This window comes from Chryseobacterium culicis, assembly GCF_002979755.1.
GTDB classification, from domain to species: Bacteria; Bacteroidota; Bacteroidia; order Flavobacteriales; family Weeksellaceae; genus Chryseobacterium; species Chryseobacterium culicis_A.
On the sequence record NZ_PCPP01000001.1, the window covers coordinates 662,441 to 679,180 of the forward strand.

The 16,740-nt window shown below is 36.3% G+C and carries 16 protein-coding genes; 6 read left to right on the forward strand and 10 right to left on the reverse strand.

Annotation, left to right across the window (positions count from 1 at the left end; translation table 11 throughout):
- Positions 1–35: 35 nt before the first annotated feature.
- From CQ022_RS03095 to CQ022_RS03140, 10 genes are all read right to left on the reverse strand, one after another.
- Entirely contained in the window at positions 36–221 is a 186-nt protein-coding gene (locus CQ022_RS03095) for a hypothetical protein (RefSeq protein WP_105682405.1), read from the reverse strand.
- 71 nt (positions 222–292) lie between these two features.
- Complete coding sequence (locus CQ022_RS03100) at positions 293–898, reverse strand: DUF4230 domain-containing protein (protein ID WP_079241611.1); 606 nt, start codon at positions 896–898, stop codon at positions 293–295.
- Positions 899–901: 3 nt separating this feature from the next.
- On the reverse strand, positions 902–1,465 hold the full coding sequence (locus tag CQ022_RS03105) for a TlpA family protein disulfide reductase (RefSeq protein WP_105682404.1): 564 nt from the start codon (positions 1,463–1,465) through the stop codon (positions 902–904).
- Between the two features lie 3 nt (positions 1,466–1,468).
- Complete coding sequence (locus CQ022_RS03110) at positions 1,469–1,936, reverse strand: nucleoside triphosphate pyrophosphohydrolase family protein (RefSeq protein WP_034694493.1); 468 nt, start codon at positions 1,934–1,936, stop codon at positions 1,469–1,471.
- A gap of 98 nt (positions 1,937–2,034) precedes the next feature.
- Positions 2,035–2,772 (reverse strand): hypothetical protein, encoded by a 738-nt coding sequence (locus CQ022_RS03115; RefSeq protein WP_105682403.1) that lies wholly within the window; start codon positions 2,770–2,772, stop codon positions 2,035–2,037.
- A gap of 105 nt (positions 2,773–2,877) precedes the next feature.
- Positions 2,878–3,288: a hypothetical protein gene (locus CQ022_RS03120; protein WP_105682402.1), complete on the reverse strand. Its 411-nt coding sequence runs from the start codon at positions 3,286–3,288 to the stop codon at positions 2,878–2,880.
- 10 nt (positions 3,289–3,298) lie between these two features.
- Positions 3,299–4,012 (reverse strand): glycohydrolase toxin TNT-related protein, encoded by a 714-nt coding sequence (locus CQ022_RS03125; protein WP_105682401.1) that lies wholly within the window; start codon positions 4,010–4,012, stop codon positions 3,299–3,301.
- A gap of 465 nt (positions 4,013–4,477) precedes the next feature.
- A complete protein-coding gene (locus CQ022_RS03130) occupies positions 4,478–7,408 on the reverse strand; it encodes a reprolysin-like metallopeptidase (protein ID WP_105682400.1) in 2,931 nt (976 codons plus the stop codon).
- A 370-nt stretch (positions 7,409–7,778) separates the two neighbouring features.
- On the reverse strand, positions 7,779–8,276 hold the full coding sequence (locus CQ022_RS03135; RefSeq protein ID WP_079241617.1) for a DinB family protein: 498 nt from the start codon (positions 8,274–8,276) through the stop codon (positions 7,779–7,781).
- Positions 8,277–8,296: 20 nt separating this feature from the next.
- Positions 8,297–9,436: an acyl-CoA dehydrogenase family protein gene (locus tag CQ022_RS03140; RefSeq protein WP_105682399.1), complete on the reverse strand. Its 1,140-nt coding sequence runs from the start codon at positions 9,434–9,436 to the stop codon at positions 8,297–8,299.
- 190 nt (positions 9,437–9,626) lie between these two features.
- On the opposite strand from CQ022_RS03140, the gene CQ022_RS03145 reads away from it, so the two are divergent.
- From CQ022_RS03145 to CQ022_RS03170, 6 genes are all read left to right on the forward strand, one after another.
- Positions 9,627–11,540 carry an endonuclease gene (locus tag CQ022_RS03145; RefSeq protein WP_105682398.1) on the forward strand — a complete coding sequence of 638 codons (1,914 nt, stop codon included), beginning with the start codon at positions 9,627–9,629 and terminating at the stop codon, positions 11,538–11,540.
- Between the two features lie 447 nt (positions 11,541–11,987).
- Positions 11,988–12,593 (forward strand): SatD family protein, encoded by a 606-nt coding sequence (locus CQ022_RS03150; protein ID WP_105682397.1) that lies wholly within the window; start codon positions 11,988–11,990, stop codon positions 12,591–12,593.
- A gap of 2 nt (positions 12,594–12,595) precedes the next feature.
- Complete coding sequence (locus CQ022_RS03155) at positions 12,596–13,291, forward strand: DUF3307 domain-containing protein (RefSeq protein WP_105682396.1); 696 nt, start codon at positions 12,596–12,598, stop codon at positions 13,289–13,291.
- A 36-nt stretch (positions 13,292–13,327) separates the two neighbouring features.
- On the forward strand, positions 13,328–14,050 hold the full coding sequence (gene purC / locus CQ022_RS03160; protein ID WP_027372243.1) for a phosphoribosylaminoimidazolesuccinocarboxamide synthase: 723 nt from the start codon (positions 13,328–13,330) through the stop codon (positions 14,048–14,050).
- 98 nt (positions 14,051–14,148) lie between these two features.
- Positions 14,149–15,648 carry an amidophosphoribosyltransferase gene (purF, locus tag CQ022_RS03165; RefSeq protein ID WP_105682395.1) on the forward strand — a complete coding sequence of 500 codons (1,500 nt, stop codon included), beginning with the start codon at positions 14,149–14,151 and terminating at the stop codon, positions 15,646–15,648.
- 142 nt (positions 15,649–15,790) lie between these two features.
- Positions 15,791–16,738, forward strand: a complete 948-nt coding sequence (locus CQ022_RS03170) for a glycerophosphodiester phosphodiesterase family protein (protein WP_105682394.1) — start codon at positions 15,791–15,793, stop codon at positions 16,736–16,738.
- Positions 16,739–16,740 lie beyond the last annotated feature (2 nt).

A 16,740-nucleotide genomic window follows, 5' to 3' on the forward strand; every position in this document is an offset into this window, starting at 1 on the left:
TTTTCAATTTTTTAAACCTGTAAGGGATATTATTCTTATTTTTTGGTATTATCCGTTTTTCCTGATTTATTTTTTGAAGACTTTTGAACATCTTCTTTAGCAATATCAGGCGGATTGGTCTTTTGTGATGCCGCAGGAATATTGGGGAAATCCTGGTTTTGCTTTTGGGTTTCTGCGGTGTTGGCAGATTCTTTCTTTTTGGTGTTTCCTTTTGTATCCATGACTTTGAATTTTAAATTTCAACAATATGATAGTATCATTCAAAGGGTTTGCCAAACGGAAATATTTTACCTTAAAGTCCTAAAATACCAATTTTTCCTGTTTTATCTTCTATTTCATAATTTAAAGCCTTAGCCAAAACAAAGATATTATTAAGATTTTCCATCAGCTGTTTGCGGCCTTCACTTCTCAGCTGATTCTGATCAATTGATTTTTCGGCTGTTTCTTTAGCTTTCTGGGTAACATTTTTAATATCTTTTTCTGAAATTCTGTTAATAAAAGAATCATCCAAAGATTGGATTTCAACGCTTGGCGTAATTCTTATGTCTGCATCAGGAAGCTCGGTGATAATCAATTTTTTATTGATAGAATCTACTTCGATCTTCATTTTGTTAAGGTCATAAGAAACCTGTGCATTGGTCTTTGTGTAAGTTATAATGCTGTTGCTGGAGATTTCTTTTCCAAAAACTTCATAACCCATTTTGGTTTTCTGCATGCTGGAAGTATTCTGTTCCATGACTACCATTTTATTCATCTTGGAAATCTGATTGGTCAGGATATAATAATCAGACTTTTCAGTTTTATTTCCAAGGTTCAGGCAGGATTTCAGTCCAAAAAACAGAAGGACCATGGCGCCGGCACCGGCTGCAAAGGATAATATTGTTCTATAATTTCTCAAAATCTATTTAAAAATTTCTTTGATGACAGACGAATCATTCTTTTTAAGAATTTCAACTAAATCCCTCTCGATATATCCTGTAGTAGGCATTTCTATAATTCTTCCCACTTCTTTTCCATATCTTTTCAGAATAATGGTAGGAACTTTTTGAAGATTGTAAAGACTTTCATCTCCGGTAGGAGATTCTTTCTTACGGTTTACTGCTATGATATTCAATTTATTTTCCGGATAGCTTACGGCTTCCAATATTTTCATCAGTCTTGGAAAATCTCTGTGGCTGTCTTCACACCAGGTTCCCATGAATACAATAATATCATAAGTACCAATTTTTTCTTTTTTTAATTCACTGACGGCTTTTTGGTCAAGAACATACTCATCATGTTCTTTTACATACCAATCTGCATAAGGAGCTTTTAAAAACTGCTCTTTCAGTTGGTTTCCTAAAAGCATTTTGCCATCTTTCTGAGTTTCAACTTCACGGTTTACTACTACTTTTTGAGCACTAAGCTGTTGTGCAGCTAAAAATAAACTTGAAAAGGCAACAATATTGGTAATAAATTTTTTCATATGTTATTTTTCAATAATTGATTTTAAATCAGCAGGAGAGTAGTATTTGTTTTTTAACACTTTATGATCTGCCTGTCTGTAAACATTGAATTTTTCTCCGGACTTTTCATAAAAAGATTCTACTTCCTTCTCTTTGTAAAATTCAACAGTTTCCTTTGCCTGTTCTTCATTGTCACATGCTTTCGACATATTGGAGCGCTGAACTTCGTTGAATAGCTCTACAAATTTGTTGCCAAGTCCGAATTCCAGTACAGCTCCACTCAAAACATACTGAAGATCACACAATGCATCTGCAATTTCTACAATATTATTATCTGCAATGGCTTGTTTCAGTTCGTTTAATTCTTCCTGTAAAAGCTCCACTCTAAGATTGCATCTTTCTGGAGAAGGAATTTGTGGGGTATCTAAAATAGGGGCTTTGAAAGTAGTATGGAATTCTGCTACTTGGTTCAGACTATCAATTTTATCCATGAATTTTTTTATTTCCCACAAAGATAGAAAAGGATTTGTAAAATGTGAAATGTACAGGAATAAAATGCAGAGCACAAAAGAACTGCTTTTTGAGAATTTTAATCTAAATCTGCTGATTTGAAATTAAAAGGCATTCTGAATTTTGATTTTATAGATTGTCCTTTAATTTTTCCAGGATTCCATTTTACTTTTATTTTTTTCAAAATAAATTTTATATCCTCAAAAAACTGTTCGCTATTATCTACTTTAGGCTCGATATCTACAGTAGAAATGCTGCCGTCTGCATCTATGATGAAGGATATGATAAATTTTCCTTTTGGGTTGTAAGATTCCGAATCTAAATATCCTTCCAGTTTTTTATGTATTTCTTTTCTTAGCTCTTTCACTCCACCGGGTAGCTCAGCAGGCTGATATATTTTTGAAATATCATAATCAGACTTATAATTTTCAAAAAAATCTTCTGTTAAAAAAGGAAAATCAAAATATGCGGTAACTTTTTCTCCCTGTTCTTCTGCAGGCTGCCAGTTCTTTAAACTCCCCAAAGATTTGACAGCAAGATTGAAAGCACATTTATTTCTTTCTATGGCATTTTCATCACTCTTTTTCTTTACCAAAGAAGGTTTGCCGGTGTTATCAATTTTTAAGGTTACAAAATACATCTCGTTTTTATCACAAGGTTTTGTGCCGGTTGTCAGAAAATAGTTCTGCATGTCTGCAGCCATTTGGATAGGGCCTTCTTTATAAGGAAATTGACCTTCAGGATATTTAGCCAGTGTTTTTTGTGAAAATGCTGACCCAAAGTATAGGGTAAAAAGAAAAAGGATTATTTTTTTCATTGGTAGATGTGCTTCACGGGTTAAATTAGTTTGTTCGCTAAATTAAGAAAAAGTCTACAACTTTCAAGCTGTAGACTTTTATTGTATAGGTAGAAATGATTTCAGTTATTCATATTTCCAAACGCCGGATATATTTAATACCATCAATCCCGGCTGTTTTTCTCCAAAGCTGAATACACAGATGTATTTTGAATGACAGGAAGTACAGTCTGTGCCAAAATATAATGTTGGTTGGTCATTGACTGTCAATTCTCCAAAGTGAAGCATTCTCTGAGAGGTTTTGTTTACTATTCCGTGTTTTAATAATTCTTCTCTGGAAAGTACTTTATTTTCATTATATACTTGAAAGAGAGGAAATCCTGATTCATAGGGAACGATTTCAACTGTATTTTTGTGGCTGCAATGGCCGCAGCTGAAAGTTATTATGGCTGATGGAAGAGCTTCATCATTAATAAAGTTACTTTTTTCAACAGAAGCTTTTTCGGTAATGTTTATTTTTTCTGATATTGAATACATCTGGGTAGATTTATGGCTGAATAACTGTGCCTACTAAGTTAGGATATTTTCCGCTAGGGGTTTTCTTAATGGTAACCTTTATATAACCTTCTTCTGCAAGCTTATTCCAGGTTTTCTGGTATCCTGTATTGATATCAACAGGGATTTTCCACATGGTTTGTTTTCCTTTTCCTGCCTGCCCGAACCAAGGAATGATATCTGCGGTCTGGGTTTTAAACTGCATGGAATTATTCAATACATCAATTTCATAATAGAAATCGTATTTGTCTTCAGGCTGATTTAACGCTCTTTGAGTAAATGTATAGGTATATCCATTGATGATTGGACTTGTGAAACTTCCTCCTAATGTAGGAACACCAGTACCGTTATAGCTGCCTACAGCGCCGCTGTATCTGTCAAATTTTTGCCCAACCTGTAAAGCAACATCATCCACAATATTATAACCTCCGTTTGCAGGCGGCCAGCTACCATTTAAATTATTTGCTTTAAAAAGAGATTCCAGTTCACTCCATTTGCCTCTTTTGTAAAGGTCATATGCCTGATTTCTGATTGCCTGACTTACCGAATTATTGGGGTCATAAGTTACTGCCAGTTCATCAGCATTTTTGTAGAAGACCGAAGTAACGTCAGGATTGGTATCTATCACGTCATCATTGTCCGAACTACAGGCAACCGAGAAAGAAGTGATTGCTAAAAAAAAAATGTACTTAAATAAATGTTTCATATAAAAAATTTTAAATTATTTTAAAATATTGAGGGATTAGAGGGAGTACCTTTTTGAAACATTATTTTTACAGAAATCTTCAATGGAAATACTGATATGAATATTATTAATGTTCAGTCTGTAACAGGGGTTTCAAAACTGAAATTGATTTAATAATACACTTTTCTGGCGGGTAAATTATTAAAATACCAATTCACGCCAAAATAGAATCAAAAGAAGCAAGGGCATCCGACCTTAAAAAACGGCTTAGAGCTCCCTTAAATACAATATGGGTCAACGGTACAATAGAAAATTGTTATGCGATAAATTTAAATCAAAAAACTTAAATGTTAGTTATTTTATTTTAAATAAAATGTTTTTATGTAATTTATTTCGGTAATAATTGTTTTTGGTGTTATATTTTACGTAAAAAAATAAAACTGCCCTTTACAGGGCAGTTTTTCACATCGTTTAATTTTAAAGTTATTAATTTTTAATAAACCTTTTTGATGATTCACCAATTTGAATCATATAAGCTCCTTTGATAAGGTTGCTGACGTTCACGGATCCTCTTTGAAGTTTTCCTGAGTCAATTAGTTTTCCACCCATATCGAAGATTCTGTAGTCTTCTGAAGTTGTATTTGAAATATAAAGGATATCTCTAACAGGGTTTGGATACAATTTCACATCTGTAATCAGGTCTTTTGTATTCTGAAGATCTCCTTTTCCTGAAGAAACAATATTAAGAGTATAATCTTCAACCTGTCCATAAGTGAATGCTTCACATGAAGAAGTAGGGATTGAGCTATACTTCATCATTACTCTCATTCTTGTAGATCCAACTGTAGCAGTAGCCGGGATGGTAATAGATCCTGTAACCGGGCTGGTTGTAGAACCTGCTTTTGTCCATGCTAATTCTCCGCTGTCTGTGAAATCTCCATCACCGTTGTAATCAATATAAACAGCATACGCTTCGCTATACTTTGTAGAAGTCCAAACCGGAGTAATGGAAATCGTATAAGCACTTCCTCTTGTAACATTAGTGGAAACTGAAGTGAAGTTTTCATACCCTGCAGTTCCTGTAGATGTGTTGTTAATTGATCCAAATGTTACGTTTCCGATTCTTTCATCAGCAGTGTTGGAAGCCGAAGAAGAACAATAGGTAACGGTTCCACCGGAAAGAGTAGTAACACTTACGGTATTGCTGGAAACAGAAGCATTTCCTGCAGCATCTTTTGCTTTAACTGAGAAAGAATAAGTTGTTGCCGGAGTAAGCCCTGTTACAGTATATGTAGTAGAAGCTGTAGAACCGATTAGGGAAGCACCTTGGTATACATCATATCCGGTTACCGCTACATTGTCTGTAGCACCTGACCATGAAAGATTGGTTGTAGTAGCAGTAGTTCCTGAAGCAGCAAGGGTAGGAGCTGTAGGAGCAACCGTGTCAGGAGTTCCGGAACCTGCATTTACAGAGATGTTAGCATTGTTGACATCAAAGAAAATGTGATTAGATCCTTTTACCATAATTCTTCCTGTAGTTGTCGTAGCATTAGGAATTGTTACAGCCTGTGAACCATCATTTGGAGTTCCTGCTAATAGGGTAGTCCAGGTATTTCCGCTGTCTGTTGACCAAAGGATATCTACATTGGCTGCATTCACACCATTAGCTGTAGTTCCTGCTACGTTCCATGTAATGGTTTGAGAACTTCCTCCAGCGTAAGTTGTTGCTGAATTTTGTGAAGTGATATTGAATGGTCCTGCAGTTCCATTCACTGTGATTACCGCATCGTCAGAATTGTTTCCTGAACCTCCTGCTTTATTGTCACGAACGGTAAATCTGAAATTTAATGTTCTGGCAACAGAAGAAAGAGCTTCTACGGTGATTTCAGAACCTGCAGTAGTGGTTGCACCTGTTAAAACAGAAGCCATTCTTGGGAAGTATCTTGCAGGTGAAGTTGTTGGAGTCCATGATCTGAAGTTAGGACCTGTAGTTTTTGTAGCACTGGCTGCTGAGCTTGCTCCTGTTTGTGAAGAAGAAGCATTGTCCATTTGTTCCCAGATGTATGTTAAAGAATCCCCGTCGGCATCCGTTCCTGTTCCTGTCAGTACGAATGGAGTTCCTTTTGGAATTGTGTAATCTAAGCCTGCGCTGGCTGTAGGAATTGAATTTCCTGTATTGGTATTAACAGAGCAGGTTTTAGCTTTAATATTATTAGTGATCTGCTGAATGCTTACGGCATGGAAAAAGGCATCAGAATGAGGTTGGATATCCTGGCTGGTAATTCCGGCATACCCCATAATTGTTGATCCAGATCCCGGTTCCATATTAACGCCTGTTCCTTCATTGCTCATAGAGAAAGTATGGTTTCCACCAAACTGGTGTCCCATTTCGTGAGCCACATAGTCGATATCAAAATTATCTCCTGAAGGAATAGCATCTGCCGGAGAAGTATAGCCGCTTCCTTTAGATCCGTTTGTACAGATACAGCCGATACATCCTGCGTTTCCACCACCTCCGGAAGCTCCGAACAAGTGTCCGATGTCATAATTGGCTTCACCAATTACAGAAGTTAAAGTGCTTTGTAGCTGAGAATTCCAGCTGCTCATTCCTGAAGCTGCGGAATAAGGATCTGTAGAAGCATTGGTGTAGATGACAGCGTCATTGTTGGCAATCAAAACCATTCTTGCTGCGAAATCTTTTTCAAAAACACCGTTTACACGGGTCATGGTAGTATTCATTGCAGCCAAAGCCTGAGCTTTTGTACCTCCAAAATAGGTGGTGTATTCTCCGGTGCAGGAAAGTGCCAGTCTGAATGTTCTTAGTTTGGCATCGTCGGCATTAGGTCTTGCCGCAAGAGCAGAGTTGGAAACTCCTTTTTGTGCAGCATCAACGACTGTACATTCAAACTTATTAAGATCATCTTTTTTGTCGGATTTTCTGTACACTACATAAGAAGAAAGATCTTTAGTGTAAGGCTCGATGAATACTGCAGATTTATCACCGTAAATTTCCATAGATGACAGTCCTAGTGGAGAAACACTGAAATAGACTGTGGAATTAGGATCATCCAGACCTTGTCCTACATAGGATTTGATATCCGGATATTTTGCTGCCAATTCAGGGGCAAAATTGGAATTCTCCCTCACTTTGAAACTTTCCATTCTGCCTTCAGAATTCGGAAAAGAAATAATGAGTTCTGATTTTTCGCCTGCAGCCAGTCTTTTGGGAGCTTTTGCCAGAATGTTTTTCAATCCGTTGATATCCAGGTTGTATACCTTAGGATTGCTGATGCTGGCTTTGTTTTCAAAGATCTCTGATGAAGTTTTTCTGGAACCTTCAGACCAAAGACGGTCAGTCTGTGCGAAAGAAATACCCGAAATAAGGAGCATTCCAATCAGCGTTAATTGTTTTTTCATATTAAATATTAAATTTGATTGTGGAATATCAAAGCTAATGAAAAATATATTATCAAAAACAAAATTTTTTAAGAGAAATTTAGAATGTGGTCTTAAAATGTTATGCAATACATTAAGTATAATTGAAAAAGCTTATTAATAAAAGAAAAGTGAAAGTGAAGAAATGAATTTTAATTTCAAAAAAAATAAAATAGATGTATTTTTTTATTAATTTATTAAAATGAGACAATAAAATTTATTAATTATTTAATTATGTGTGAATAATATTAGTAAGTTGAATTTTGGCGACTGTTGCAAAATGCTCTACATCCTGCCTACAAAAAAAGCTGTTTCAAAATGAAACAGCTTCGTATATTTATATAATCCTTACTTACATTTTATCATCAGCAGTAGGACCGTAAAGTCCAGGGACTTTGTTCCCGGTGGATCTTAAATAAACCACCAGTTCACCTCTGTGATGGTACAAATGATTATAAAGAAAGCCTCTTACCACCTGGATTCTTGGAGATGGCGGGAAAAGTACATTTCCGTTCATTTCCATTTTCCACTCATTAAAATAAGTGTTTTCATCCGAGTTTTCCAAAACTTTCTGTGCGTTGGCAACATTTTCTTCAAATTTTGCGAGGATATTTTCCGCTTTGGAAATATCTCCTTTGTCATACTTGTACGCTCCCATATCAAAAGTATCCTGATTGAAAGTGGATTCGTACCAATTGTATACTTCAGCAATGTGTGAGGCCAGCTGACCGGTTGTCCAGTTTTTTTCAGAGGGTTTCCAGTCTAATGCGCTGTCAGGGATTGCCTGTAAAATTTTTCTGGTGTTTTCAGCTTCGTGCAGAAACTCACCTAAAAGTGCCTGTTTAATCATTTGTATTGGGATTTAAAGATTTATTTTGTAATATCTCTTCCAATAACCAGTCTCTGGATTTCAGAAGTACCTTCACCGATTGTACAAAGCTTAGAGTCTCTATAGAACTTTTCAGCTGGGAAATCTTTTGTATAACCGTATCCTCCGAAGATCTGAACAGCATTGTTCGAGATTCTTACACAAGCCTCAGAAGCATATAATTTTGCCATAGCTCCTTCTTTTGTCATTTTTTGTTTTGCGTTTTTAAGAGTAGAAGCTCTTTGGATAAGAAGTTCAGCAGCGTCAATTTCTGTAGCCATATCTGCTAGCATAAAGTTGATTGCCTGGAAATCTGCAATAGGTTTTCCAAACTGATGTCTTTCTTTTGCATATTTTAAAGCCGCTTTGTAAGCTCCTCTTGCAGTACCTAAGCTTAGAGCTGCGATAGAAATTCTACCACCGTCCAATACTTTCATTGCCTGCTTGAAACCTTCACCTACCTCTCCTAAACGGTGAGAATCCGGTACACGTACATTATCAAAAATTAATTCTGCTGTTTCAGAAGCACGCATTCCTAATTTATTCTCTTTTTTTCCGGAAGTAAATCCAGGCATTCCTTTTTCTAAAACAAAGGCTGTAGAGTTATTCTTAGCACCTATTTCTCCTGTTCTAGTCATCACTACGGCAATATCTCCAGAAATAGCATGAGTAATAAAGTTTTTAGCTCCGTTGATAATCCACTCATCACCATCTTTTACCGCGGTAGTAGACATTCCTCCTGAATCAGAACCTGTATTGTGTTCTGTAAGTCCCCAAGCTCCGATTACTTTTCCGGATGCCAGCTGAGGAAGCCATCTGTGTCTTTGTTCTTCATTTCCAAATTCATAAATATGGTTGGTGCAAAGTGAGTTGTGTGCTGCTACAGAAAGACCAATAGATGGGTCAACCTGAGAAATTTCATCCAGAATAGTAACATACTCATGATAACCTAAGCCAGAACCTCCATATTGTTCAGGTACTACAATTCCCATAAAACCCATCTCACCCAATTGGTGGAATAAGTCTTTTGGAAATGTTTGGCTTTCATCCCATTCCATAATGTTCGGTCTAATGTTCTTTTCTGCAAATTCTCTAGCCGTTTCCGCTATCATTTTGATGTTGTCAATAGTCTCTGTATTCATATAATAATAGTTAGTTCCCAAAGATAACCAAATTGATGGAATGCTAAAGAAAAATTATTTTATTGACAACAGTAAGCGCTAATACATTTAATTTTCAAATTTTTATATTTTGAAAATTAATACTTTCTTAATAAAATATACAGTCTTTTACGTTTTTTATTTCACTATTTTAGGTTCCAATTTTTAAGGTATGAAAAAAATTCTACTTCCAATTATTTTGATTTCCTCTTATATTTCTGCTCAGGCTCCTGCGGGATATTATAATGGAACAACTGGGCTGACGGGGTATGCCCTGAAATCAAAACTCCACGATATTATTTCAGAAAAAATGGTCAACTGGCATTATAACGATCTTAAAGTGTTATATGGGCAGACTGATCTTGATAAATATTATGATCACGATGCATCGAATACTCAATATCTGCTGGATATCTATTCTGAAATTCCTTCGGGACCGGATGCTTATGAATATACAGTGGATCAGATGGTAGCAGGAGTGAGTATGGAAGGTCAGGGATACAACAGGGAGCACATGATGCCACAAAGTACATTCAGTACAAGTTCCTCAATCAGTGATTATCCCATGTATTCGGATCTTAACTTTATTATTCCTGTGGACGGGTATATCAACCAGCGGAGGAGCAATTATCCTTATGGAATAGGAAACAATACGAATCATTATATCTTCAGCAATACTTCAAGGATCTCCAATGCGGCCATTCCGAATTATCCTTATATAGGAAGAGTTTATGAACCTATTAATGAATTCAAAGGTGATATCGCCAGGAGTTTATTATATTTTGCGGTTCGATATGAAGGGAAATTAGGCTCATTCAATACGGCTTATACTACATCAGCGAATCTTACTCCTGCTACAGACCAATGTCCGCTGGATGGAACTGAAGAAAGAGCGGTTGATCTTGCTTATATTGCTATGCTGAAACAGTGGAGTACGGCAGATCCGGTTTCACAAAGGGAAATCGACAGAAATAATGCCATCTATACAATACAAAAAAACAGAAACCCATTTATCGATCATCCTGAGTGGATTGATATGATCTGGTCCGAAACGCCTGATAGTATTGCCCCTGCGTCTCCGGGAACACTGGTTTCAACACAGCAGAATGCTTATTTTATTAATTTAAACTGGACTGCTGCTCCTGATGCTGATATTTTAGGATACAGGATTTATATGAACGGATCCACAACACCTGTTGCTGTTACAAAGGGAACTTCTATAAGCATTGACCATCTGAATCCTTCAACAACTTATACTTTTACAGTGAAAGCTTTTGATAAAGCCTATCTGGAATCCCCGTTCAGTAATATGATCACCACTTCAACGATTGCTTCTGATTCATATGCTCCGGATCTTATGATTACAAAATATATTTCCGGAACGAATACGGAATTCATTAAGAATAATGCATTGGAAATCGTTAATAAAACAGGGCATGAAGTTAATTTAAATAATTACAGAATCAATATTCAGTTTAAAAACAATACTTCCGGAGCGATCTATAATGGAGATACTTATGAATTAGAGGGCAAAGTAGGAAACAATGAAACGTTTGTGATTTTGAATCCAAAAGGTACTTTGTCGTGTTTTACCAGTAATGAGGCGAAATTTGTAACAGCTTCTGATCCTCTGATGTTTGCAGGAGAAAATTATGTAGAGCTTGCTTATAATAAGACCGTAACTGTGGATGCTATCGGGATAAAATACAGCCTCAATAATAACGGAAATGTATCTTTATATAGAAAGAGTACTGTCAGTCAACCCACCAGTACATTTAGTATAGGTGAATGGGATTCTTATCCGTCCAATTACTGCCAGAACCTGGGCGGCACATTGTCTACTGCAGAATTGATTGCGGAAAACAATGAATTTACGATTTATCCGAACCCTGTTTCTGATCATCTGTATGTAAATGGAGAAAGGGAAAAAGTAAAAATGGCTCAGATTATAGATCTTTCCGGAAAAGTGATCTATTCGGAGAAAGATCCTTTCAGATATAAGAAAAGTATTCCGGTGACGGGAATTCCTGCGGGTGTATATTTCTTAAAACTTGATGAAAAAGCCCATCAGTTTATTAAAAGGTAACAATTGTAAAACCTAAATCCTTTTAGTAACAAACCTAAACCTCACAGGTTTTAAAAATCTGTGAGGTTTTATTTTTTAATAGAGTTGATGAGATTGCTTCGCTTTGCTCGCAATGACTGTTTAGCCCTGATAGAAGCGGTTACCCCGGAGCATGGGTTGGAAGAGTTGGAGGGTTAAGGGGCTGGGATAGCTTGGTGCGAGGAGTATGAGTGGATAGCAGGAATAGCTTCTTGCCTAAAAAAAGGTAAAAAAGTAGAGTTAAACTTAATGTAATAATAAAATTTTCAACTGATTTTTGTTTTTTCTTAATTTTGTCATTTAATATAAACCCTTCAAAACCTTATGTTTACTGCATCATTGATATAAGCTGATTCGCTAATAATCAATATCTATAAGTGTTTCTGCTTATATTTTTTATATATAAGTAATTATGCTTATATTTGCAGTATGATAGCGGTCATTACCGGTGATATTATAAATTCACAGCATGCGGATACTGAAGTTTGGATTACCAGGCTTAAACATCTTCTCGAAAAATGGGGAAGCGCTCCTGACACATGGGAAATCTACAGAGGAGATGAGTTCCAGTTCAAATGCAAAATTGATGACGTTTTCTGGCGTTTTCTAGCCATAAAATCTCTTATTAAAAGCCTGGAAAATTTGGATGTAAGGATGGCCATAGGTATTGGTGAAGAAAGTTTCTCTTCTGAGAAAATCACCGAATCTAATGGTACAGCTTATGTAAATTCCGGAAGATTGCTTAATGATCTTAAAAATGACGGGCATACCGTTGCCATTAAAACCTCCAGTGATCCGGTTGACAGAGATCTTAATATTCTGTTGAAATGGTCTTCCAAGGACTTTGATAACTGGACCATGGCTACAGCAGAGATTATTCATGAGATGATCATGAATCAGGATATCACTCAGGAAGATCTTGCTAAGAGATTTGCTATTTCACAGTCTTCGGTAAGCCAGAGACTGAAGCGAGCCAACTATGAGCTCATCGTGGAGACCAATCAGTATTTCAGAAAGAAAATCTCAGAATTGTAAGCATGATCTTTATCAAACTCATATTGGCACATCTACTTGGAGATTTTATACTTCAGCCAAATTCATGGGTTGCGGATAAGGAGAACTATAAACTAAAAAGTAAGTTTTTATACTTTCATATTCTGATTCACACGGGTTTAAGTCTTCTCTTTCTTTGGGATCTTCAGCTGTGGTGGGTCGCCGTTTTAGTAGGAGTTACTCACTTCATTATTGATGCAGCAAAACTTACATTTCAGAATGTAAAGACTAAAAAAAGATGGTTTTTTATTGATCAGCTGCTGCATGTTTTGGTGATTGCCGGAGTTTCCTTTTATTTTCAGGAATTCAGCTTCAGCTTTTTACAGAATCAGGAGTTTTTAAAAATCATCATGGCAGCATTGTTTCTGACAACACCTGCTTCTATTTTTATTAAAATCTTACTGTCATCCTGGACCCCTGCTCCGGATGGCGCCAACACTATTCAAACCGAATCTTTATCAAGTGCCGGAAAATATATCGGAATTTTAGAACGTCTGCTGGTTTTCACTTTTATTATGGTGAATCACTGGGAAGGCGTAGGTTTCATGGTAGCTGCCAAATCTGTTTTCAGGTTCAGCGACCTTGCACAGGCAAAACAGAGAAAACTTACAGAATATGTATTAATTGGTACACTGCTAAGTTTTGGACTGGCTGTCTTAACAGGAATAATAATAAAATAAATCAATAAATCTAACTACAATTTAGAAAGTAAAATTATGAGTCAAAAGAAAGAAATGTTGTACGAGGGGAAAGCAAAACAGGTATTTGCAACCGATAATCCTGATGAAGTAGTAGTACGTTTCAAAGACGATGCTACAGCATTTAACGCTCAAAAGAAAGGTCAGGTTGATCTGAAGGGTGAAATGAACAACGCGATCACAACCCTTATTTTTGAATACTTAAATGAAAAAGGAATCAAAACTCATTTCATCAAACAATTGGACGAAAGAGAGCAGTTGGTAAGAAAAGTATCTATCATTCCTTTGGAAATGGTCGTAAGAAACTATTCTGCAGGAAGCATGGCACAAAGATTAGGAGTGGAAGAAGGAATTAAATCTCCGGTAACCATCTTCGATATCTGCTACAAAAAAGATGAGTTGGGAGATCCGCTTATCAATGACCACCATGCCGTTTTCTTAGGAGCAGCTACTTATGAAGAGCTTGACGAAATGTATGAGCTGACTTCAGATATCAACGAAATCCTTATTGACCTGTTTGACAAAATCAATATCATCCTGGTAGATTTCAAAATCGAATTGGGTAAAACTTCAGACGGTGAAATTATCCTTGCAGATGAAATCTCTCCTGATACTTGCAGACTTTGGGATAAAGATACCATGAAGAAATTAGACAAAGACAGATTCAGAAGAGACTTAGGAGAAGTTACTGAGGCTTATGTTGAAATCTACAACCGTCTTAAAAATCTTTTACAGAAATAAGATTTAATTTATTTAAAGATTGAATCATTTAAAAATTAAACTTTCAGTAATCTTTTAATCATTAAATTTTTTAATCTTTTAATTTAGAAAAAATAGAAATGAAAAGTTTAGACATTCATAAAAGTGAATATTTAAAACAGTTTGAGACCCAGACTTACGGAAGGAATCTTTTCAGAACTCAGGAAGAGGAAAGACTGGATGCTCCCAATGAAGAGTGTGGGATCTTCGGATTGTATTCGGATAATGATCTGGATACTTTCTCTCTTTCACAATTTGGGCTTTTTGCTTTACAGCACAGAGGTCAGGAGGCTTGTGGGATTTCCGTTTTAAAAGATGGAAGAATCACAAATATGAAAGACGAAGGACTGGTTTTGGATGTTTATAAAGAAATTCAGGAACCTGAAACTTTTATGGGAAATTCTGCAATCGGGCATACCCGTTATACTACTGCAGGAGATAAAAAGAAATATAACTTCCAGCCATTTTTCGCGAAAAACGAATATGACCAGATTATACTTTCTATAGCACACAACGGTAACCTTACCAATGCAAAAGAATTAAAAACAGAATTAGAGGCTGAAGGCGTAGTTTTCAGAGCTACTTCCGATTCTGAGGTGATCCTGAGACTGATCCAGAAAAACCTTGATTTAGGTCTTCGTGGAGCCATTAAAGCTACCATGGAAAAAATTGAAGGAGCCTATTCTGTTGTAGGGATGACCAGAAACAAATTCTTTGCATTCAGAGACTTCAACGGAATCCGTCCATTGGTGTTAGGAGCTATCGACGAAAGATCTTACGTGGTTGCTTCAGAATCTGTTGCACTGGATGCGGTAGGAGCTCAATATGTACGTGATATCCTTCCTGGTGAGATCATTTATACCAATGAAAACGAACCTGGAAAACTTCATTCTTATATGATGGATGAAGCGAAAGGAAAGCAGAGAATCTGTTCTTTTGAATATATTTATTTTGCAAGACCTGACTCTACATTGGAAAATATCAATGTATATGAAATCAGAGAAAAATCGGGGGAGAAAATCTGGGAACAGGCTCCTGTAGATGCTGATTTGGTTATCGGTGTTCCGGATTCCGGAGTTCCTGCCGCCATTGGTTTCTCTAAGGCTTCAGGAATACCTTTCCGCCCTGTTTTAATCAAAAACAGATATATCGGAAGAAGTTTCATCGTTCCTACACAGGAAATGAGAGAAAGGGTAGTGAACCTTAAGCTAAACCCAATTATCTCGGAGATGAAAGATAAGAGAGTGGTAATCATTGATGACTCTATCGTTCGTGGAACTACCTCTAAAAGACTGGTTAAAATTTTAAAAGATGCAGGGGTGAAAGAGATCCACTTCAGAAGTGTTTCTCCACCTATTATTGCACCATGTTATCTGGGAATTGATACGCCGTCTAAAGATGATCTGATCTCTGCAAATATGTCTACAGAACAACTTAAAAACTATCTGGGAGTAGACTCTTTAGAATTTTTAAGTATTGATAATCTGAAAACTATTTTAGGATCTGCTAATCACTGTTTCGGATGCTTTACTGAAGAATATCCTGTAGGAAAAGGAGAAGAGGTAGATTTATTCAATTAATCTCTTTATTGAAATAGTAAAAATAGAAGACCTGGGTTAATAGCCCGGGTCTTTTGTTTTATAAATGTAGCAAAAGCTTAATATTCCTGTATTATACAGTATATAATGGAATTTTAATTTTGTCAGAATAAAACGTCAGGATATGAAAAACGCATTTTTTACGGGTATTTTTCTGGTATTTGCCCAACTTTATTCTTCACAGTCATTCGATAAGCAGGCACATCGGGGAGGAAAATCACTTTACCCCGAAAACACAATTCCGGCAATGAAGAATGCCCTAAAAATGAATGTTACAACCCTTGAAATGGATTTGGCTATAACGAAAGACAAAAAGGTTATTCTTTCTCATGATGCTTTTCTGTCTCCTGAACTTATTACAAAGCCAGATGGAACTTATATCCCCAAAGACTCAGGTTTTTACTACAAAATTTATGAAATGCCCTATGCAAAGATTAAAACATTTGATGCAGGCTTAAAAAAATTGAATAACTATCCGGACCAAAAGAAAATGAAGGTTCAAAAACCTCTCTTTTCGGATGTTATAGATGCTTGTGAAACCTATGCCCGCGAATTGAAGAGACCACTGCCTTTTTATAATATAGAAACAAAAACACGCCCTTTCTCTGACAATATTTTCCATCCGGAACCCAAAGAATTTGTAGATCTGATGATGAAGATTATTGTAGAAAAAAAGATTCAGGACAGAGTTATTATCCAGTCTTTTGACCCCAGAACGCTGGAAATTATTCATAAAGAATATCCTAAGGTGATGACTGCTTTACTGGTAGAAAAAGTAGATGATAAAAAGCTGGCTCAGCAACAGGCTTATTTTAAAAATATTCCGGTAGAAAAGTTCAAAATGTATCCCAATCATCTGAGTGGAGTAGCCGGAGATATGAAGTTTCTGAGCTTTACTCCTACTATTTATAGCCCTGAACATAATCTTGTGACCCCACAATTAGTACAGGAATGCCATTCATTGGGCATGAAAGTAATCCCATGGACTGTGAATACCAAAGAAAGACTGAAAGAATTAAAAGATATGGGAATAGACGGCGTTATCAGTGATGATCCCAGAATATTCGAATAACC